The sequence below is a fragment of the Streptomyces sp. NPDC058086 genome (assembly GCF_042885015.1).
GTDB lineage: Bacteria > Actinomycetota > Actinomycetes > Streptomycetales > Streptomycetaceae > Streptomyces.
Genome location: NZ_JBHVST010000036.1, coordinates 76,085 through 95,046 on the forward strand (window position 1 = coordinate 76,085; position 18,962 = coordinate 95,046).

The 18,962-nt window shown below is 71.5% G+C and carries 14 protein-coding genes and 5 pseudogenes; 8 read left to right on the top strand and 11 right to left on the bottom strand.

What is annotated here, in order from left to right; genetic code table 11:
• Positions 1-67: 67 nt before the first annotated feature.
• Positions 68-607, top strand: a complete 540-nt coding sequence (locus ACFVWD_RS26790; protein ID WP_389599640.1) for a hypothetical protein — start codon at positions 68-70, stop codon at positions 605-607.
• A 193-nt stretch (positions 608-800) separates the two neighbouring features.
• Here ACFVWD_RS26790 and ACFVWD_RS26795 read toward each other — a convergent pair.
• Positions 801-1,969 (bottom strand): annotated as a pseudogene (locus tag ACFVWD_RS26795) (IS3 family transposase).
• A gap of 264 nt (positions 1,970-2,233) precedes the next feature.
• Here ACFVWD_RS26795 and ACFVWD_RS26800 point away from each other — a divergent pair.
• The gene (locus ACFVWD_RS26800; protein ID WP_389599642.1) at positions 2,234-2,842 is read left to right on the top strand and encodes a LuxR C-terminal-related transcriptional regulator; all 609 of its coding nucleotides are present in this window, start codon (positions 2,234-2,236) and stop codon (positions 2,840-2,842) included.
• A 282-nt stretch (positions 2,843-3,124) separates the two neighbouring features.
• Here the strand turns inward: ACFVWD_RS26800 and ACFVWD_RS26805 are convergent.
• The 4 genes and pseudogenes from ACFVWD_RS26805 to lanKC form a co-directional block, all read right to left on the bottom strand.
• Positions 3,125-4,699, bottom strand: a pseudogene (locus tag ACFVWD_RS26805) (ATP-binding cassette domain-containing protein); the annotation flags it as partial.
• Positions 4,588-6,300 (bottom strand): ABC transporter ATP-binding protein, encoded by a 1,713-nt coding sequence (locus tag ACFVWD_RS26810; RefSeq protein WP_389599644.1) that lies wholly within the window; start codon positions 6,298-6,300, stop codon positions 4,588-4,590. The pseudogene ACFVWD_RS26805 and the gene ACFVWD_RS26810, both read right to left, overlap by 112 nt.
• A 163-nt stretch (positions 6,301-6,463) precedes the next feature.
• Entirely contained in the window at positions 6,464-6,580 is a 117-nt protein-coding gene (locus tag ACFVWD_RS26815) for a SapB/AmfS family lanthipeptide (protein ID WP_054233519.1), read from the bottom strand.
• Between the two features lie 81 nt (positions 6,581-6,661).
• A complete protein-coding gene (gene lanKC, locus ACFVWD_RS26820; RefSeq protein WP_389599646.1) occupies positions 6,662-9,313 on the bottom strand; it encodes a class III lanthionine synthetase LanKC in 2,652 nt (883 codons plus the stop codon).
• A 181-nt stretch (positions 9,314-9,494) separates the two neighbouring features.
• On the opposite strand from lanKC, the gene ACFVWD_RS26825 reads away from it, so the two are divergent.
• The gene (locus ACFVWD_RS26825) at positions 9,495-9,635 is read left to right on the top strand and encodes a hypothetical protein (protein WP_389599647.1); all 141 of its coding nucleotides are present in this window, start codon (positions 9,495-9,497) and stop codon (positions 9,633-9,635) included.
• A complete protein-coding gene (locus ACFVWD_RS26830; protein WP_389599665.1) occupies positions 9,635-9,898 on the top strand; it encodes an SDR family oxidoreductase in 264 nt (87 codons plus the stop codon). The genes ACFVWD_RS26825 and ACFVWD_RS26830 overlap by 1 nt, the downstream gene beginning before the upstream one ends.
• Here the strand turns inward: ACFVWD_RS26830 and ACFVWD_RS26835 are convergent.
• The 4 genes and pseudogenes from ACFVWD_RS26835 to ACFVWD_RS26850 form a co-directional block, all read right to left on the bottom strand.
• Entirely contained in the window at positions 9,850-11,910 is a 2,061-nt protein-coding gene (locus ACFVWD_RS26835) for an ArnT family glycosyltransferase (protein ID WP_389599649.1), read from the bottom strand. The two genes, ACFVWD_RS26830 and ACFVWD_RS26835, sit on opposite strands and share 49 nt — an antisense overlap.
• A gap of 94 nt (positions 11,911-12,004) precedes the next feature.
• A complete protein-coding gene (locus tag ACFVWD_RS26840) occupies positions 12,005-12,325 on the bottom strand; it encodes a hypothetical protein (protein ID WP_389599651.1) in 321 nt (106 codons plus the stop codon).
• 94 nt (positions 12,326-12,419) lie between these two features.
• Positions 12,420-12,503, bottom strand: a pseudogene (locus ACFVWD_RS26845) (transposase); the annotation flags it as partial.
• 420 nt (positions 12,504-12,923) lie between these two features.
• Positions 12,924-14,504: a PucR family transcriptional regulator gene (locus ACFVWD_RS26850; protein WP_389599653.1), complete on the bottom strand. Its 1,581-nt coding sequence runs from the start codon at positions 14,502-14,504 to the stop codon at positions 12,924-12,926.
• Positions 14,505-14,618: 114 nt separating this feature from the next.
• On the opposite strand from ACFVWD_RS26850, the gene ACFVWD_RS26855 reads away from it, so the two are divergent.
• The 3 genes and pseudogenes from ACFVWD_RS26855 to ACFVWD_RS26865 form a co-directional block, all read left to right on the top strand.
• Positions 14,619-16,079 (top strand): sodium:solute symporter, encoded by a 1,461-nt coding sequence (locus ACFVWD_RS26855; RefSeq protein WP_389599654.1) that lies wholly within the window; start codon positions 14,619-14,621, stop codon positions 16,077-16,079.
• A gap of 59 nt (positions 16,080-16,138) precedes the next feature.
• Positions 16,139-16,903, top strand: coding sequence for a class II aldolase/adducin family protein (locus ACFVWD_RS26860; RefSeq protein WP_389599656.1), 765 nt, complete (start codon positions 16,139-16,141; stop codon positions 16,901-16,903).
• A 450-nt stretch (positions 16,904-17,353) separates the two neighbouring features.
• A pseudogene (locus tag ACFVWD_RS26865) lies at positions 17,354-17,476 on the top strand (transposase family protein); the annotation flags it as partial.
• Here the strand turns inward: ACFVWD_RS26865 and ACFVWD_RS26870 are convergent.
• Both ACFVWD_RS26870 and ACFVWD_RS26875 read right to left on the bottom strand, forming a co-directional pair.
• A pseudogene (locus tag ACFVWD_RS26870) lies at positions 17,476-17,571 on the bottom strand (IS5/IS1182 family transposase); the annotation flags it as partial. The pseudogenes ACFVWD_RS26865 and ACFVWD_RS26870 overlap by 1 nt on opposite strands.
• Positions 17,572-17,583: 12 nt before the next feature.
• Entirely contained in the window at positions 17,584-18,165 is a 582-nt protein-coding gene (locus ACFVWD_RS26875) for an SUKH-3 domain-containing protein (protein WP_389599657.1), read from the bottom strand.
• Between the two features lie 132 nt (positions 18,166-18,297).
• On the opposite strand from ACFVWD_RS26875, the gene ACFVWD_RS26880 reads away from it, so the two are divergent.
• The coding region (locus ACFVWD_RS26880) for a hypothetical protein (protein WP_389599659.1) at positions 18,298-18,962 on the top strand (665 nt) is incomplete at its 3' end.

An 18,962-nucleotide genomic window follows, 5' to 3' on the forward strand; every position in this document is an offset into this window, starting at 1 on the left:
TGCACAACCTTCCGGAAGGCCGCCGGTCTGAACAGACACACACCTACGCGAGCTACCGGGGGTAGTCATGCGACGGATAGGTACTGCACTGGCCGCGATGATGCTGGCGGGCGGCGGCCTGTTGGCCGGCACGGTTCCGGCGGTGGCCGCGCCGACGGCCGTGGACTGTGCCGTGACGTGGGGGAGCCTGGACAAGACCGGTGACTCCGTTGCCTCCAGGCGACTGACCGACGTGAGGACCGGACAGCACGAGTGCTTCGACCGTCTGGTCTTCGACGCCCAGGGCACGGCGGCCGACCCCATCGGCTACACCGTCCGCTACGTCGACGTACTGCACCAGGACCCGAGCGACGTCGTGGTTCCGATCAAGGGCGGAGCCATTCTGGAGATCTCGCTGTTCTCCCCGCGCTACGACCCGGCGACCGGACAGCCCTACCCGCCGCTTCCGCCCGTCAACGTCACCGGGTACCGGACCTTCCGGGAGTTCAAGTTCACAGGTGGCTCAGAGGGCTACACCCAGGCCGGACTGGGCGTCCGCGCCCGGCTGCCCTTCCGGGTCTTCCAGACGACCAACCATCTCGTAGTGGACGTGGCTCACACCTGGTGACCCCGTACGGCCGGGGGTGCGTCTTACGTAGCCATCAAGGCAGCCACGCAAGCGCACTCCCTGCACGTTTGCACAGGTCATAGCACTGCGGTGGCACTCCCCAGCGTACAGCCCGACTCGTCTGCCATCGCGGCTCTGACCACGGAAGTCTCCCTGGGCGGGGGGCTTCCACCTTGATCGCGGACACCGGTTGTCATGCAGTGGTGGCCAGCGTAGTTGATCTTTGTTCGAAGGTGACCGGTGCGAGGTAGCCGATCGTGGAGTGCTTGCGCCGGTGGTTGTAGAAGCCGAGCCGGCGGAACACCGCGAGCCGTGCGGCGCGTTCGGTTGGCCAGCCATGTCGGCGGGGCAGGATCTCGCGCTTCAGTGAGGCGAAGAACGACTCGGCGGCTGCGTTGTCCGCCGAGGTGCCGACCGCGCCCATGGACCGGCGGATCCCGGCCTGGCGACAGGCGTCGGCGAACGCCTTGGCCCCGTACTGAGCCCCGTGATCGCTGTGGAAGATGACACCGTCCACCCGGCCGCCGCGGATGCGGACGGCAGCCTTGAGCGCGTCGGTGACGAGTTCGGCCCGCATGTGATTGGCCATCGGCCAGCCCAGCAGGCGACGGGAGTGCACGTCGATGACCGTGGCCAGATACAGGAACCTCCCGCCGGCGATGGGCAGGTGAGTGATGTCACCGATCCAGGCCCGGCTGGGGACGGATGCGGTGAAGTCGCGCCGCAGCAGATCGGGCACCGCCTGGGCGTCGGGTTCCGGGATGGTCGTGCGGTGCCGGCGCTTCAGCCTCCGTCCCTGGATGGCGTGTTGGCGCATCAGCCGTTCGATGCGTTTCCGGTTCACCACCAGGCCGTTCGCGCGGAGTTCGGCGGTGATCCGCTTGGCCCCGTACGTCTTCCCGGACTGCTCGTGGACCTTCCGTATCCGCCGGGTGAGAGCGGCATCCGCGGTCTTCTTCGCCGCGCGGGCCGGTGGTCTTCAGCCACCGGTAGAACCCGGACCTCGACAGGTTGAGCACGGTGCACAGCCGCTTCACGCCGAAGGCGCCACGGTGGTCGGCGACGAACTTGAAGCGGCTCACCAGTTCGTCTCGCCCGCAAAATACTTGGCCGCCCGGCGCAGGATGTCGCGTCCATCTCCAGATCGCGCAGCTGCTTGCGCAAGGCTTCGATCTCCGCGTCCTTCGCCGACTCCGTCACGGCCTCGGGCCGTGCGGCCTTGTCCGCCGCCTTGATCCACTGCCGCAGCGTCTCGTGGCTCACACCCAGTTCGGCGGCCACGCGCGAGACAGGCCGGCCCGACGAACGAGCCAACGCCACCGCGTCGGCCTGGAACTCCGCCGAGTACTTGTAGGTCCCCACCCGGGACTCCTCTCCCTGGACTCAAGATCCAGTGTCGAGGTGTCCACGATCAAGGTGGAGGGCCCCCAGTTCGTTGACGACGATCGGAACACCTACGAGGTGAAGCGGCTCTGCCAGAAGCGCGCCGCGGCGCGCGGGCGCTGCGCGTGCGCCCCCGCGCACCCTGATGGCCGGTTCTTCGCGCCCAGAAATGGTGCGGGGGCCCAACAATGGGCACGCGCTCAACATCACAGGACTGGCGTACGGCAGGCTGAAGGGGCGGCAGTGATCCAGGTACTTCTCGTGCAAGACGGGTGTCTCGTCAGATCGGTCCTCGCGCAGTGGCTGTCACGGGAGCCCGACCTGCGGGTGGACGACGTCCCCTGGCGCCGGGCGTCCTGTCACGTGCGCGCGTTGCGGCCCGACGTGTGCGCGGCGGATCTGGACGGCTCGGGCACGGCCGGCATTCCGCCCCTGGGCGAGTTAGGTCTGCGGGGCGGCGGCCAGGATCTGCCCCGCTTACTCGTACTTGCCACTGCGAACAGGCCTGGCCTGCTGAGACGGGCCCTGGAGGCGGGTGCGCTCGGCTACGTCGACAAGACGGGGACGCCCGAGCAGCTGCTGCGCGGAATCCGGAAGGTCGCCAAGGGGGAACGTTTCGTCAGCGAGTCGCTGGGGTTCGGATTCCTCAAGGCCGCCGAGATGCCGCTGACCCGCCGGGAGCTGAGCGTGTTATCCCTCGCCGCCGAGGGGGCCTCCTTCGCGGAGATCGCCGGGAGCCTGCACTTGTCCCACGGGACCGTGCGCAACTACATGGCGGCCATCACCCGCAAGACCGGCGCCCGCAACCGCATCGACGCCATCCGCATCTCTCAGGGCCAGGGCTGGCTGTGAGAGATGCCCGGGTTCCCAGCCACCCACGAGGTCGCGGTAGAGGGGCGAGCGGCGCAGCACCTCCTCATGCGTCCCGAAGGCCGTGCGCGGGCCGTCCATCACCAGCACCCGGCCGGCGCGGCGGGCCGAGCTGATGCGATGGGCCACGACCACCAGGGTGCCGCCCGGCCGGGCGGCGAACGCCCGCTCCGCCCGTTCCTCCGCCACCGGGTCCAGATGGCAGGTCGCCTCGTCCAGCAGGACGAGGGGGGCGGACGACAGGTACGCCCGCGTGAGCGCGATCAGCTGGCGCTCACCTGCCGACAGCGCCGCGGGATCCACGCTCGCCCCTGGCCCGCCCAGGGCGTCGAGCAGCGGTGTGAGCCCCACCGCCTCGGCCGCGGCGAGCAACTCCGCCTCGGGGACGGGATCCGGCCGCAGATGGGCGAGGTTCTCCCTGAGGCCGCCGCTGAACACGTACGCCTCCTGCGGGATCAGCACGCGCCCGGCGGCGGCCTCGCGGCCCGGCACCCGGCACCCGCGGATCCGTATGTCTCCGCGTACCGGCTTCAGCAGTCCCGCGACCAGCCCGGCCAGCGTGGACTTCCCGACCCCGCTCAGCCCTACGACGGCCAGGTGGGCGCCGCTGGGCAGCGTGAGGGTGAGGTCGTCGACGACGGGGGCGCAGGCGGGGCCGTAGGAGAAGGTGAGAGACGTGAGAGCGAGGGCCGGGGGCGCTGCCGGGGTGGAGGGGCACGGAGGCGGGGTGTGCGGGGGGAGATCGGTGACGGCGGGGCGCGAGATCGCAGGCGAGGGCGGCGTCAGCCGGCGCAGCACCACTGTCAGGCGCGAGCCGCTGGTGCCCAAGCCGTGGATGAGGCCGGTGAGGGCGGGGAGGAGGGACTGGCTGACGTAGGCGAGCGCGCCGAGCACGGCGCCGGGGGTGACCCCGTGGTCGAGGAGCCAGGGGGTGTCGGCCAGGAGCAGGACCAGGGGCAGGTGGCCGCCGAGTGCGAGACAGACGACGCGGGCCACGCCCCAGCGGGCCAGGGCGCGGGCCGCCCGTTGCTCGGCGTCGGCGAGGGCGCCGGCGTCCGCGGCGATCCGGTCCTCCGCGCCGGCCGCCGTGACGTCCCGCAGCCCCGGGCAGACGGCGCCCAGGTTCTCCGCCAGGGCCTCGTCGGCGGCGAGGTATGCCTCCTGCCGTCGCGCCAGCGGACGCAGGGTCGCTGCGAACAGAGCCATTGCGGCGGCGAGCGGCGGCACGACGGGCAGCAGCAGCGGCGGGGCGAGCGAGCACAGGCCCGCCAGCGCGCCGACGGACGTGAACACGAACGAGCGCGAGACCATCACCAGGCCCGCGAAGGTGTCCCGGGCGATCTCGACCTGCTGGGTCAGCCCGGACAGCGCCCCGCGGTCCCCCTCCCGCACCCCCCGCCGCACCACGCCGGTGACGAGCCGGTCCCTGAGCGGCTCCACCAGCGCGGCGACCGCCCCGTACACCCGCCCGGTGCCGTACGCGCCGACGAGTACGCCGAGCCCGGCTGCCGCCAGCCAGCCGAGCCCCACGGCGGCCCGTCCGGCCAGGAACCCGTCGTCCAGTGCCCGCGCGAGGGCATAGCCGAGGAGGAACGTCTGACCCGTCTCCAGCACCGACCAGCCGGCGAGCCGCACCATCGCCCGTCGGTCGACGTGCGGAAAGCGCAGGGCGCGCAGGGCGCGGTGGCCCAGGTCTCCGTGCAGCCGGTGGAGTCCGTCCCGGTGGGTCACGCTCCTGCCTCCTCCTCTGCGGCCCCGAACACCGCCCGGTAGCCCGGCAGCCGCCGCCACAGCTGTGCATGCGTGCCCACCGCCCGGACCCGCCCCCCGTCCAGCCATGCCACCGTGTCGGCACGGGCGGCCGTCGCGGCCCGGTGGGCCACCACCACCCGGGTGCCGGTCGCGGCCCTGCCCAGGACGGCCTCGGTGACCTGGTGCTCGGTCACCGTGTCCAGGCTGGAGAGCGCGTCGTCGAGGACGAGCAGACGACCGCCCTGGGCGAACGCCCGGGCGAGGCCCAGGCGTTGGGCCTCGCCGCCGGAGTGCGGGGCGTCGGCGACGGGCGTGGCGTAGCCGTCGGGCAGGCGGCTGACGAACGCGTCGGCGCAGGCCGTGCGAGCGGCCTCCCGGACGCGGGCGGGAGAGGGGCAGCGCAGCCCCAGGGCGATCGTGTCCTCGACGGTCGTGCCCAGAAGGGCGGGGCGGTCGAAGGCGTATGCGACCGCCGCGCGCAGTTCGGCGCGGGAGAGGTCGGGCAGCGCGACGCCGTCCAGCAGCACCTCGCCGGCGTCCGGGTCCGTGAGCCGGCCCGCGAGCGCGGCCAGCAGCGACTTGCCCGCACCGGAGCGGCCGACCAGGGCGAGCGTCGTCCCGCCGGGCACGACGAGGTCGACGCCGTCGAGCACCGTGCGTGCGCCGCGTCGGGCGCTCACCCCGCGCAGCTCCAGGCGGCCAGGGCCGTCGGGCGGCAGGCTCCGGTCCCCGTGCGTAGGGGCGGGTTCCGCCAGGACCTCGCCCAGGCGGCGGGCCGCCGTGCGGGCGCGGACCAGGCCGGAGAGCTGCCCGACCAGCACGCCGACCCCGGTGGCGAGGACCGCGTAGCGGGAGGCCGCCAGGACGTCTCCGGCGGAGAGCCGGTGCCGGCTGAGCAGCATGCCCGCCACGGCCACGACGGCGAGGTGCAGCAGAGGCGCCACCGCCGCCGCCCGCGCCGCCGCCCGCCCCTGTACCCGCCACATCTGCCGACCTGCCCGGGAGAGTTCGGGCAGCGGTCGCAGGATCCGTTCCGCGTCCCGGTCCGCCGTACCCGCCGCGCGGATGGTGCGGGTGCCGCCGACGGCCTCGGCGAGCGCGGACGCGATGCGCCCCTGCACCCGCTGGTAGTCGGCCACGCACGTCGAGGTGTCCCGGGCCAGGGAGCGCAGCAGGAGCGTCAGCAGCGGCGCGCCTGCAAGGAACGCAGCCGCGAGCCACGGGTCAATCACACCGAGCGCGACCACGCCCCCCACCGGGCCGACGAGTGCGGCCAGCAGCGCGGCGCGGGCGCCGGGCGCCGTGCCGCCCTGGGCGGCGTTTCCCACGAGTCGCGCGACGAGGTCGCCGGGGCCGAAGCAGAGCGTCGCACGTGGCCCCAGGGCCAGGACGTGACCGGTCACCCGGCGGCGCAGGAAGGCGGTGGTGCGGGCGTCGAGGGTGCCGGCGAGCACGGTCTCGCACGCGTCGAGCACGGTCAGCAGTAGGACGAGAGTCGCGCAGATCAGCACCCAGCGGGTCGCCGGGGCGTGGGCGAGCAGGAGGTCCAGGGCCCGGCCGAGGGCGGCGGGCAACAGCAGTCCCGCGCCTGTCGCCGCCACGCTCAGCAGGCAGAGCGCCGCCCCGCGGGGCCCGCTGTGCCGGCTCGCCGCGGTGAGCAGTCCACCGGTCGTCGGGTCCATCGACATCGTGCACCCCTCGGAGCTTCCGCGCTTGCGCGCTTCTGCGTTTCTGCGTTTCCGCGTTGCCGCCCCATCGGGCGGACGACCCCGGGCGGCCCCTCCCTCGCGGGAGCGGACCGCCCGGAGTGTTCAGCGTGAGCCGTTCGTCAGAGCGTTCGGCACCGCTTCGTCAGAGACAGAGCAGAACGCTGGCCGCGCTGATGCACGACAGGAGGCTGACGGTGCTGTTGCCGCCGCCGCCGGTGTGCTCGTCGGATTCCATCGTCTGCAGGTCGAGCAGGGCCATGGTGTGTCCTTTCGTCGGTGTCGGTTGTTCGTCCCGTGGGGACAGGGTTGCGTCACGACTCCGCCGGATGGCAGAGCCATGTCATAGGGGCCGCCGATGCGGCGGCGGGAGGAACGGCAGGTGCGCGGCAACACCCTCGTCGCCCGAGCCGAAGGCTGCGGCGAGGGCGAGCAGCGCGCCCGCCGTTCCGGTGGCGAGGTCCATGGAAAGGCGCATCATCTGGTGCCCGGGGAAGGCGAGTTGGCCCTGGTACGGCATCGCCGACCAGCCCAGCCCGGCGATCTGCTCGTCGAGCCGCGCCCGCGTCGCCCCCGGCGCGGTGGTGCGAGCAAGGTGCAGGATCATCCCGGCACGTCCCTGGAAGAGGCCGGGCTGCGCGTAGAAACGGGAGGTGGCCGCGGTGAGGATGCCGGCGCGGGCCCGCGCGAACTCCGCGCCGGCGTCCGGAACGTGCGCCGCATAGTCGTCGAGCACGAGCCCCACGCCCACGCTCCCGTCCCCGAGATACGGCATGGTCCGCCACCCCTCGTCGACCTCCACCGCGCCCCCCTCGCGCTCGGCACAGCACTCCAGGTCCCGTCGCAGCGCCACGCCGGCCGCCTCCAGCAGCGCACGCTCGCCGGTCTCCTCGTACCGCCGGAGGAGGAACAGCGCGGGCCCGCTCGCGCCCCGCATCAGCCCGGCCCGTCGCCGGGGCGCGGCCGGCGCCTGCTCGGCGAGGCGACGTACGAGGAGGTCGGCGGCCTCGGCGGCCCGCTCGCGCAGTTCCGACTCGCCGGTCGTGGCGGCCAGTTGCCCCAGCACCAGGCCGAGGCCGGCCAGGCCGCCCTGGAGGTCCGAGGACAGATGCTGCCAGCGTTCGCGCAGGATACCGTCGACCAGGTCGAGGGCCCGCTGCCGGTGTCCGAGCAGGTCGAGGGTGTGGGCGACGCCCGCGAGACCGTCGTACAGACCGAGCGGGGTGCCCGTCGGGGCCGGGGCAGTGTGGTCAAGGAGCCAGCGTTCGCCCTCGTCGTGGCGTTCGGCGCCGGCCACCGCCAGGGCGTACAGGACGCCGGCCGCGCCGTGCGCGAGGCCGAGGCCGCCGCCGTCGGAGAACTGGGCGACGTCGCCGGGGTAGAGCCGGTCGTCGCGCTCCGGGGTCGCGGAGGCGAGGATCGCCTTGATCATCGAGTCGCGGCTGTGCGGCCACTCGCCCGGCTCCACCCGGGAGGCGGGGGCCGACGGCACCCGCTCCGGCGCGCCGGTCCCGCCGCCGACAGAGGCCCCGGTGGCGCAGACATCGCGGGTGATCTCCGCGACCGCCTCGTCCAGGAACTCCCTCGGCACGTCCGGGAACTGCTGCGCGATCACCTCGGCCAGATGGGCCGCCTTGCCCCGGTCCACCACGAGCAGCGTGGTGACGGGCAGGAACAGGGCGAGCCGCAGACACGCCAGCGCGTACCGGTCGACGTCGGCGCCCCGGCGGTCCGGTGGCGCGAAGAACCCGGGATGCGCCACGACCTGGCGGCCGTTCTCCTCGGCCGGGGCGGCCGCCTCGAAGTCGATCAGGAACACCGACTCCTCGTCGGGCGCGACCATGATGTTGAAGACGTGCAGGTCGTTGAAGACGATCCCGCGCGCGTGCACCTTCTCCACCGCGCACTCCACCGCCCGGTGGATGCTCACCGCCCATGCCGTGTACGCGGCGACGGCCTGCGGGTCGGGGTCGGGAGAGAGCAGTGGGTGCCGTTCGGCGAAGAAGGAGTTCAGCGGGCGCCCCGCCACGAAGTCCATGACCAGGAAACGGTGGTCGCCGAGGGTGAACCAGTCCCGCACCTCGGGCACCACCCCGGTCCCCGCCACTGCCTCCAGCGCCCGCTTCTCCCGCTCGAGCCGGGCGATCGCGTCCGCCCCGTCCGAGGCCAGCCCCGCGTGCGGCCGCCCCTCCTTGAGCACCACCTTGCGCCCGTCCCGGGTGTCGGTGCCGGCGTACACCCCGCCGCCGTTGGAGAAGTGCAGCGCCTTCTCGATGCGGTACGGCAGCTCACCCACCGTCGTGGTGTTGCGCGCCGCGAGATGCGGCTCGAGGAACGCGGGCAGCGCCACCCACTCCGGCACCTGGAAGGACGGCGCCCGCCGGTCCGGCACCAACGTGCCCGAGCCGTCGCGCACCGCCGGCACGAGCGAGCCCCGCTCGTCGACGACGTACATGCGCGCGAACGCGCCGTAGCGGACGTACAGCGGCCCGTCGTGCCAGCGCAGGTCGGTGAGGATGTAGGGGCCCTCGAAGCCCTCCAACAGGGAACCCAGCTCGCGCAGGACCGTGTGCAGCTGCTCCTCGTCGGCCGGGTAGACGGTGACGAACTTGCCGCTGGTGTCGCGGCCCGCGTACTTGGTGTTGCGCAGATGCAGCAGATGCGGGCCCGGCACGAACTTGAACGGGATGCGGCGGGGGAAGCAGTAGTCCCACACAATCGCCGCGATCCGATCGGCGTTCGCCCGGGTGGCCGAGGCGTGGATCTTCCAGCCCTGGGCCGGCGCCGCCGCCGGGGCGCCGTCCGCGCCGAGCGGCGTGAACGTCAGCCAGTCGCCGACGCGGGCCGTCGCCCAGCCCTCCGGGATGGGCCTGCGTGCCGTCTCGAACAGGGGAACAGTCCCCTGAGCCGCCCCTGCGACGCCCGTCGCCAGCCGGTCGGGTGTCTCGTAGAAGTGCGCGTCCGCCAACGCGTACACCTCGTACCGCTTGTCCATGCCTCCCCTTCCGTGGCCCGCCCAAGAGACTCGCAAGCCGACCAGGGGCACTGACAGTCACGACTGTCACGAGCTCACTGTGCGAAACACACGGGTAAAGACATGTTCGGCTCGTTTCGATCCCGGCTCCGCGCCGCCCCCGCACCGCCTCCTGGACAGATGTGCTCCGCAGGTTGCTCTCGTGGGGCGCCGGGCCCCATGTGTGTCGGCGTTCAAGCAGCCCTACTACCAGCAGATGAAGCCGCTCCTCGACGCCTACGCCGAGCAGGTCAGCCACGACATCAACACGGAACACCCAAGCGGCCAACTCGCGGGGTGCTGATGCCGGCCAAGGCGCTGGCCACCGACTTCGACGCCGACGGCATCCGGGTCAACTGCGTGGCCCCGAGCATCGTCGAACACCGATGTCCCGCGCCGACCTCGGGCTCCGAGAAGGGCTTCGAGGGGCAGCCCTTCCCGGTGCACCGGCCCGAGGAGGTCGCGGCGGCGGTTTGCTACCTCGCCTCGGACCTGGCGCGGAGTGCCAACGGCACGACTCACGTACTGGACTTCGGCGCCCTGGCCCGGTCCGCCTTCCTCGTGTGACGGTGGTGCCGTGCCTGTGCCTTGTGCGGGGCGGGCGGCTTCGAGCAGTCGTAGAGAAGGAACGTCTGGCCGGGTACCTGGGCACAATGGCCGCGTACCCAGGCGGCGTTGACGGTGCCGGGGTCGGTGGCGGCGCCGCCCAGGACGACGTAGCGCACCTTCCCGGTGGCGATCAGGTGGTGGAAGCCGGCGGCGGTGGGGGTCGGGACGGCGCCGGTGAAGCCGCCCATGGGGAGGACCGGGGCGCCGGCGTAGAGGATGTAGGGGGAGGCGGCGCGCCAGCTGGTCGTCGCGAAGACGAAGGTGGCGCGGCCCTGGTGGGCCCGGGTGTACTCCAGTAGACGCTGCTCCTCGCGGGTGAGCCCCTCGTGGGCGGTGCCCTTGAACGTCGAGCGGACCGGGGCGGTCTTGCCCTGGGCGGAGGACCAGGTGGCCCTGTTGCGGTACTTGCTGCCGTGCCGTACGGAGACGGGGCCGGCCGCGCCCATGCCTGAGTGGCCGTACTGGGTGGTGAGGACCGAGGACGCCCAGGCGGCGGACGGCAGCAGCATCGCGGCGATGCCGAGCCCGACGCCCAGCACCGCGGCCCGGGCCGGCATCCCGGCGCGGACGCGGGAGAGGATCAGCAGCGCGAGCGCGCCGACGCCGAGGACGAACGCGGTGGGCGCCAGCCAGGGCAGGAACGCCGGGAACTGGTGGGCGACGAACGCCGACCACACGACCGTGCACCCGACAGCCGTCGGCAGCGCCCACAGCCGGGCCCGGTCGCCACGCCGCCAGGCCCGCCAGAACTGCACCATTCCGCCGCCGAACAGCGCGGCGATCGGAACGCCCACCACACCCATGTAGTACGTGTGCGCGCCGACCGCGCCGGCGCTGAACACCAGGAAGTAGGTGGCCAGCCACACCGTCCAGAACAGGAAGCCCGCCCGCAGCGGATCCGTGCGTGGCCGACCGCGCAGCCACACCAGTCCGCATACGGCGGCGAGCGCGGCCATCGGATAGAGCCAGCCGATCTGGGTGGTGAGCGAGGGCCCGAACATCTTGGCCCACTCGGTGAGGGTCTGTCCGGTGTGAGGCACCGGATCGGTTCCGGCCATGCTCTGCGCCGCGACACTTCCGGTGGACTTCGCGCTGACGCCGAGGCTGGAGAATCGGGTGAGGAAGTTGTAGCCGACGACCTGGCTGAACGCGGAGTTGTCCGTCGTACCGTCGACGAACGGCCGGTCCTGCGCCGGGGTCAGGGTCACCAGCAGCACCCAGGACGCCGACACCGCGAGGCAGGTCGCGCCCGCCGCCGCCAGATGGGCGAGGCGGCGGCGCAGTGTCACGGGGGCCGACACGGCGTAGAGCAGGCCGAACGCCGGGAGGATCGCCCAGGCCTCCAGCATCTTGGCCTGGAAGCCTAGGCCGATCCAGGCCCCGGCCGCGAGCAGCGGGCGCAGCCGGCCCTCACGGGCCGCCCGCAGGCCGGCGTTCGCGGCGAGCAGCACGCACAGGGTGAACAGCGGGTCCTCGACCTCGGTGCGGAACAGTCCGGCGATCGCCGGGGTGAGCACGAAGGCGCCCGCGGCGAGCAGGGCCGCGCTCTCCCCCGCCCAGCGGCGCACCGCGCGATGCAGTACGACGACGCCGAGCACGCCCTCGATCACCTGGGGCAGGGTCAGCGCCCAAGGGCGGAAGCCGAAGAGCCGCGCGGACAGGGCCTGCGGCCACAGGAAGCCCGGCAGCTTGTCGATGGTGATCGTGTTGGCCGGGTCGAACGAGCCGAAGAGAAAGCCCTTCCAGCTCTGCGTCATGCTGCGCGCGGTCTCCGAGTAGAACGCGTGATAGCCGCTGTTCTGGATGTCCCAGCTGAACAGCACCACCGCCGCCAGCAGGATCGCCCAGTACGCGACCCGCGCCCACCCGGGTCGGCTCGCCGCACCCCGTCCGGCCCCTGAGCTGCGGCTGAGCAGCCGCAGGCCTATTGGCGGGGCCGAGGCGATGGTTTCCGCGGTGGTACCGGCCATGGACAAACCCTCCCAAGTGCAACGCGCTGTCGAAGTGCTAGATAAGCGCGGCGGCGATCTGGATGCCTCGAAAAAGTTGTCATTTGGGTGAGAATCAGGTAACCGCGTTGACCTGTAGGTCTGATCCGTCGGTGTCAGGTGCCTTGTCGCGGGTGCGGGACGGCAGTGCGCACACGGCCAGTACGGCGCACAGGGCGGCCAACGGGAGCTCCGCGCACACGGCCATCGCGACCGCGGTGGCCAGTTCGGGGCGGGGCTGGGAGGTCGTGACGTCGAACCAGGCGTCGACGACGAGCAACGCGGCCCTGGCGGCGGCCGTGAGACAGCGCCGCGGGTCGCGGCGAGCGGAGCACAGGGACTTGGTCCGCTGGAGCCCCTGCACCGTCTGCCGCCGACGAGGGACTGCCCAAATCAACGGCCCTGTCTCGTATTCGGTGGTGACGCAGAGCCGTGAGGGATCGTTGACATTCGCGTGAGGGATGTCAACGAGCTTGTGCAGACGGTGCTTTCAGGTAGACGTACTTCAGTGCGGCCTGCTCGTCGGGGAAGTGACCGCGGGCCTTGACCGCCCGACGGATCCGGGCATTGACTGCCCTTCCTCAACGGCTCGCGGCTGCTCTACTTCGTCACTTCATCGCCGCCCTGGAGTAGCCTCCGCCCGCCAGCGAGCCCCGCTCGCCCGCCGCTGCCGCCCCCGCCGCGTGGCCAGCGCGCCGGCGAAGCGCAGCAGCTTGTGCAGCCCAGAGCCAGCGCGCAGAGGAGATGGACACCGTGCACAACGACCCCAGCTCCATCGCATCGTTGCTGCGAGCGAGGTACAACAAGCCGACGCCCGGTACTTAGCCACCCAGGAAGTTGATCACTTCAGGGGCTCTCGCAGAACTCTCACATCTAAAGCGTGTCAGCTTGGCCGCCGTCTGCAGAGTGGCAGCCTTGATCGGCAGTTCCCTCGCGGAGCGCACGTCGCCGACATAGACCGGGCGCGTCCAGGGATCGCGGTCGGTGCCCGTCCCTCAACTGTCGGCCGACTCTCCGGGGAGCCACTGCAGGGCGAACCAGAGTTCCATGCGGACGCCGGGGTCCTGGAGGTCTACGTCGAGGAGGTCGGCGACCCGAGCCAGGCGGTGGCGCACGGTGTTGCGGTGGACCTGCAGGGCCGCCGCAGTGCGATCCCAGCTGCCGTGAAGGGTCAGCCAGGTGCGCAGGGTGTCGAGGAGGACCGCGGCCCCTGGCGCTCCGGCCCGTTCCAGGGGGGCGAAGCGGGTGCGGGCGAGTTCCCGGGCGTCGGCGGGGGAGACGAGCGCGCTGAGGGTGAGAGCGTCGGCGGTGTGGACGACGGCGGGGGCCTCGGCGGCGATCGCGCGCTGCAGGGCGCGCTCGGCCTGGGTGTCGGCATGCGGCAGGTCATGCGCGGACGCGGGCGCGCTGTAACCGAGAACCCACCCGAGGTCGGCGGCCTGGGCGGGGACGCTCGGCCGGACGTCGGGGGCACCGGGGATCAGTGCCTTCAGGCAGGGGCCGTCCATATAGACGTAGGGGGTGCCCAACAGGGCGCCCAGAGCGGCGAGTTGGGCTGGGTCACCGTCGGTCGGCGGCGCCGAGGCGGACCGTGTGGGCAGATGCCGCCCGTGCACCACCGTCCAGTGGCCGCCCCTCGCCCCGCCGGCGGACACGAGGGCGGGCGCCACCTCGGCGGGCTTGGCCCCGAGCATGAGCCGTACCAGCGCGCCGACGCTGTGGGTGTCGGTGCTCAGGGCGTGCCGCGGGCTGGTGAGCAGGGCCAGCAGGACCGTCGCCATGCTCGTCACCCGGCGGTGCGCGACGGTCGGAGGCGTGGTGGCGGCCTGGCCGAGGGTCAGCGTCGCGGTGGTGCGGTCCGTGCCGGGCAGGGTGTGGACGGCCAGGTGGATCCCCTGGTCGGGTTCGTGGGCCGCTGCCGCGGTGGGACCGCCGTCCCGCCGCAGGGTGCGGACGGCGAGGTCGCGGAGGAGCTGTGGGGCGTCGGGGGGTGCGGGGCGGGGGCCCGCCGAGAAGAGTTCGGTGCCCTGGGCGTCGTAGAGGACCGACCAGGCCCCGGTGTGGGTGGCGAGCTGGCCGAGGACGGCACGGAGGGCGTCCGGGCGGGCGGCGGCCGAGGCCAGCGCCGACTGCGCCCGGGAGATCTCGCGCAGCTCGCGGTTGCGGGCCTCGGCGATCGCCGCGTAGGCGGCCTGCCCGACGGCGACGAAAGGGGTGGCCGGCGGCAGACGCAGCAGCGGCAGCCCGTGCCGGTCGCAGGCCCGGACGAGTTCGGACGGCACCTCCGGGTGCACGGGGGCGACGCCGAAACCGAGCGCGGCGACACCGGCCGCGACGACCCGTCGTACGTACGTGTCAACGCCGTCCGCGTCGTCGGGGAGCCGTACCCCCGCGGTGAGGAGGAGTTCGCCGCCGACGAGGTAGGGCGTGGGGTCCTCGATCTCCGTGGTGCCGACCGTGCTGACCGGGCGGTCCCCGGCCGCCGGGCCTGCGACCTGGGTGAGGCCCAGCCCCGGGTCGGCGAGCAGCACACCGAGGCGCACGGACGGCTGCTCGGCATTGGCGGATTCATACAACGAGCATCTCCAGATTGGACAGAAGCGGCACTTCAGCCCCAGTACACCCCGTGGCTACGGTCATGTCACCCCCCTCCCCCTTTCCGCTCCCTCCCCCCTTCCCGGAGGACTCCCGTGACCGTCGACTACCTCGTCATGGCCGCATACCTGTTGGGCATCATCGGCGTCGGCTGGTGGGGCAAACGGCGTGCCGCCTCCAAGAGCGACTTCCTGGTCGCCGGCCGCCGTCTCGGCCCGTTCATGTACACCGGCACCATGGCCGCCGTCGTCCTCGGCGGCGCCTCCACCATCGGCGGCGTACGCCTCGGCTACACCTATGGCATCTCCGGCGCCGCCATGGTCTTCGCCATCGGCCTCGGCCTGCTGGCGCTCAGCGTCTTCTTCTCCGCCCGGATCACCCGGCTGCGCGTCTACACGGTCGCCGAGATGCTCTCGCTGCGCTACGGCGACGCGGCAAGCGTGATCTCCGGCGTCGTCATGTGGATCTACACCCTCATGCTGGCGGTGACCTCGACGATCGCGTACGCCAGCGTCTTCGACGTCCTCTTCGACGTGCCGCGCTGGGTCGCGGTGGTCATCGGCGGCACGGTCGTCGTCGGGTACTCGGCGCTCGGCGGCATGTGGTCCATCACGCTCACCGACATGGTGCAGTTCGTCGTGAAGAGCATCGGTGTGCTCGTCCTGCTGCTGCCGATCGCGGTGGTCAAGGCGGGCGGCTTCGGCGCGATGGCCGACCGGCTCCCGCACGGCTACTTCTCCCCTACCTCCATCGGTGGGCAGACCATCGTCACCTTCGTGCTGATCTACACCTTCGGCATGCTCATCGGGCAGGACATCTGGCAACGGGTGTTCACCGCCCGCAGCGACAGGGTCGCCTCCTGGGGCGGCACCGTCGCCGGCGTCTACTGCCTGGTCTACGCTCTGGCCGGCGCGTTCATCGGCATGGCGACGAAGTCGCTCTACCCGAACCTGGCCGCCGCCGACCAGGCGTTCGCCACCATCGTCAAGCACGCCCTGCCGACCGGTGTCCGCGGCCTGGTCCTGGCCGCCGCCCTGTCCGCGATGATGTCCACCGCAAGCGGCGCCCTGATCGCCTCCGCCACCGTGGCGAACAACGACATCTGGGCCCGGCTGCGCCGTCGTGTTCCTGTCGGCGCCCAGGAGCATGACGAAGTCGGCTCCAGCCGGCTCGCCATCGCCGTCCTCGGCATCGTCGCCATGGTGATCGCCTGCGTCCTCGGGGACGTCATCGAGGCACTCACCGTCGCCTACAACCTGCTCGTCGGCGGCCTGCTGGTCCCGATCCTCGGCGGCCTGGTCTGGCGGCGCGGCAACCTGCAGGGCGCGCTGACCGCCATGATCGCGGGCGGTACGACAGTGATCGTCCTGATGGTGACCGACGGCCTGCTCGCCAACGAGCCGATCTACTACGGCCTGCTCGCGAGCCTTGTCACCTACGTGGCGACCAGCCTCCTGACCCGGCCGACCGAGGCAGCGGTCCTGCAGGCATGGCGCCGCCGCCTGGCGGGCGAACAGGAACCCGCTGCCGCGGCCCCCGAGCTCAGCGCGGCCTGACCCGCACACAAGCGCCCACCCGCACCCGCACGTGCCCGTACCTCGTCGAAAGGACCGCGATGCCCGCCCCCACCATCTCCCCGGAAGAACTCCGACTGCGCCGCCAACTCGCCGCCGTCTACCGCCTCGTGGCGCACTTCCGGATGACCGACCTGATCTTCACGCACATCTCGGTACGGCTCCCCGGACCTGAGCACCACTTCCTGATCAACCCATACGGCCTGCTCTTCGAGGAGATCACCGCCTCGAACCTGGTCAAGATCGACCTCAGCGGCAACCCGGTCGAAGAGACCCCTCACCCCGTCAATCCCGCCGGCTTCGTCATCCACAGCGCCATCCACGCCGCCCGCCCCGACGCCCAGTGCGTCCTGCACACCCACACCAAAGCCGGGTGCGCGGTCGCCGCGCAGGAGGAGGGCCTGCTCCCGCTCAACCAGATCTCCATGGAGTTCTACGGCAGGCTCGGCTACCACGCCTACGAGGGCGTAGCCCTCAACCTCGCCGAACAGCGGCGCCTCGTCGCCGACCTCGGCGGCCACCCGGCGATGATCCTGCGCAACCACGGCCTGCTGACCGTCGGCGAGACCCCCGCCCAGGCGTTCCTGCGCATGTACTACTTGGACAAGGCCTGCGAGATCCAGACCACGGCCACGGCCGGCGACACCAAACTCGTCCTGCCCGACCCCGAGACCTGCGAGCTCACCGCACGCCAGCTGGCCGGCGAGGACGACAGCTCCGACCTCCAGGACGACAAGGCGTACGACCTCGCCTGGTCGGCCCTGCTGCGTCTCGTCGAGCGCATCGCCCCTGACTACAAGGACTGACAGTGAGGGCGTGTGGCGGCTTGTCCGCCGGGTCTGACTGACGGACTGACCGACGCCGACTGACTGTCCTTTGCCGGATTCGTCGGCCAGGACGGGGAGGCCACCGTACGCGCCGGGCGCCGCCCCGGCGCCCGCAGCGTCGAACTGTGGACCCTCGGCTCTCGGCCGTACCGGGTCGTCCAGAGCGTATCCGGGGCAAACGGGTGAACGCTGGCTGTTCGCGCAGGTAGAGCGCTTCCGCCTGTGCGGGGAGGACGGCCAGGAGGCCGGCACGGAGCCATCCGTGAACGGCTCACCCCCGCTTGCGCGGGGAGGACGTCGTCGTCCTTAAGGGCGGGGCGGGAAAGAGTCCTCCCCGCGCAGGCGGGGGTAAGCCGCTTGCGTTGCTGGAGGGCAAGCGACGGTCCGAGTTGGCCAATGATGCGGTGGGCCGCGGAATTGGACACCCCGAAGCGCGAGGGTGCGGATCTGGTGCGCAAGGGCAGGCCGTGGAGCCTGCCGCTGGAGGACCGAGTGCTGCTGGTCGCCGTCTACTGGCGGACGAACCTGACCCTGCGCCAACTGGCGCCGCTGCCGCAGGGCGTGACCAGCTTGCTCAACTCACGCGGGCTCAGCCCGGTGAACGGGGTTATCCAAGACGGCTCCGACGCCGTGATCACACCAGCCACCGCAAGATCGTCTCACCTGCCGGGGAGGCAGTTGGCGAGCCAGTCTGCTTGTTCTGCACGATTGACGCCGTCATCGCCATCCACCACGTAGGCCAACGCCTCCACGAAGGTTGAGCCCAGGGGCCACAGCCAGTTCGGTCCCACAGCGACGACGCGCCCGCTTGCCGCGATATACGACCTGAACTGGACCGACCACATACCCAGAGGGCTGTAGTTCTCTGCGTATCGACGTCTCAGCGTGGATGCTTCCTCGGCGGTGTCGATGCAGGCGTCAACGGGGTCAATGTGCAATGACGAGCCAAGGACGCGGACCGGGGAGCTCTTGATCGTCAGCTCGCCGAATTCGGCCCAGACCCCGAGCGCCACGTCGTTGAGCTCGAACCCCGCGCCTCCCAGCTGCTGTGCCCAGCCCGCAGTGGCGATCTTGCGACCTGCTGTCCACCCAGCAACGCCAAGCGCCTCCAGTACCGACGGACCGCAACTCATCATCGACTCACTGGTGCGTTCTATGCACCCTCCCCATCCCCTCGACCGTGCATGTTCCCCTAAGTGGTCGGCTCCGGAAATCCTTCGGGGGTTGACGTCGGAGTCCAAGCAGCGCTGGGCAGTTGTCAGGGGCTCAACCGGCATCGTCTCAACGGGCGGCTGATCCGAGGTCTGACGTCTGGGTGAGGTTGGACTCTGCGCAGGGGTCACGCCTCAGAATGTTGCAGGTACGCTCCGCTGGTGTCGAAGAAGCAGGAGAAGAAGTTCCGCTCCGCGGCCCGCGCCGCTGGCGCGGGCATCGTTGTCGAGAAGGCGTCACGGGCGGCGGTTCCGGCCGAGACATCCCGTCGTCGCTTACACGTGGGTGCTGCAGTTCTCGGTGGGGCCGTAGGGGGCGCCATCGTTGTACCTGCGCTCTTGGAGCGAATCGGGGTAATGCGGTCCGGTGCGTGGGTGCCCGCCATGTTCGCGGGGTTGGCTTTGGCGCTGGGATTTCCGCTCCTGTACACGACGTTTCGTTCGGTACGGCACGGCCCTGGTTGGCAGCTTGTGACTGCTCGGACTGTCACAGGCGACCGCACGGTCGATCTGAGCAAGGTGACGCAGATACGTCGAGTTCGTGTCCCCAGCAAGACCGGCTGGTTGGACGAGTTCTGGATCAAGGACTGCCGGGGCGTCGTCCTCCTTGTGGACAAGGAGGTACTCATGGGTCCCATGGGGCAGGCGGTGGTTCACAGTTCGGGGATCTCAGGCTCACTGGGAACCGTGAAGATCTCTCGGCATGCGGCCGTCGGACTTGGCCTCAACGATCCCTCGACTGCATACCGGGCAGCCCGCGCATGCGCAGATGCTCTTCTCGGGATCCTGACCCCCGGGGCAGTCGCCGCTCTTGGAGTCCTGGCCGG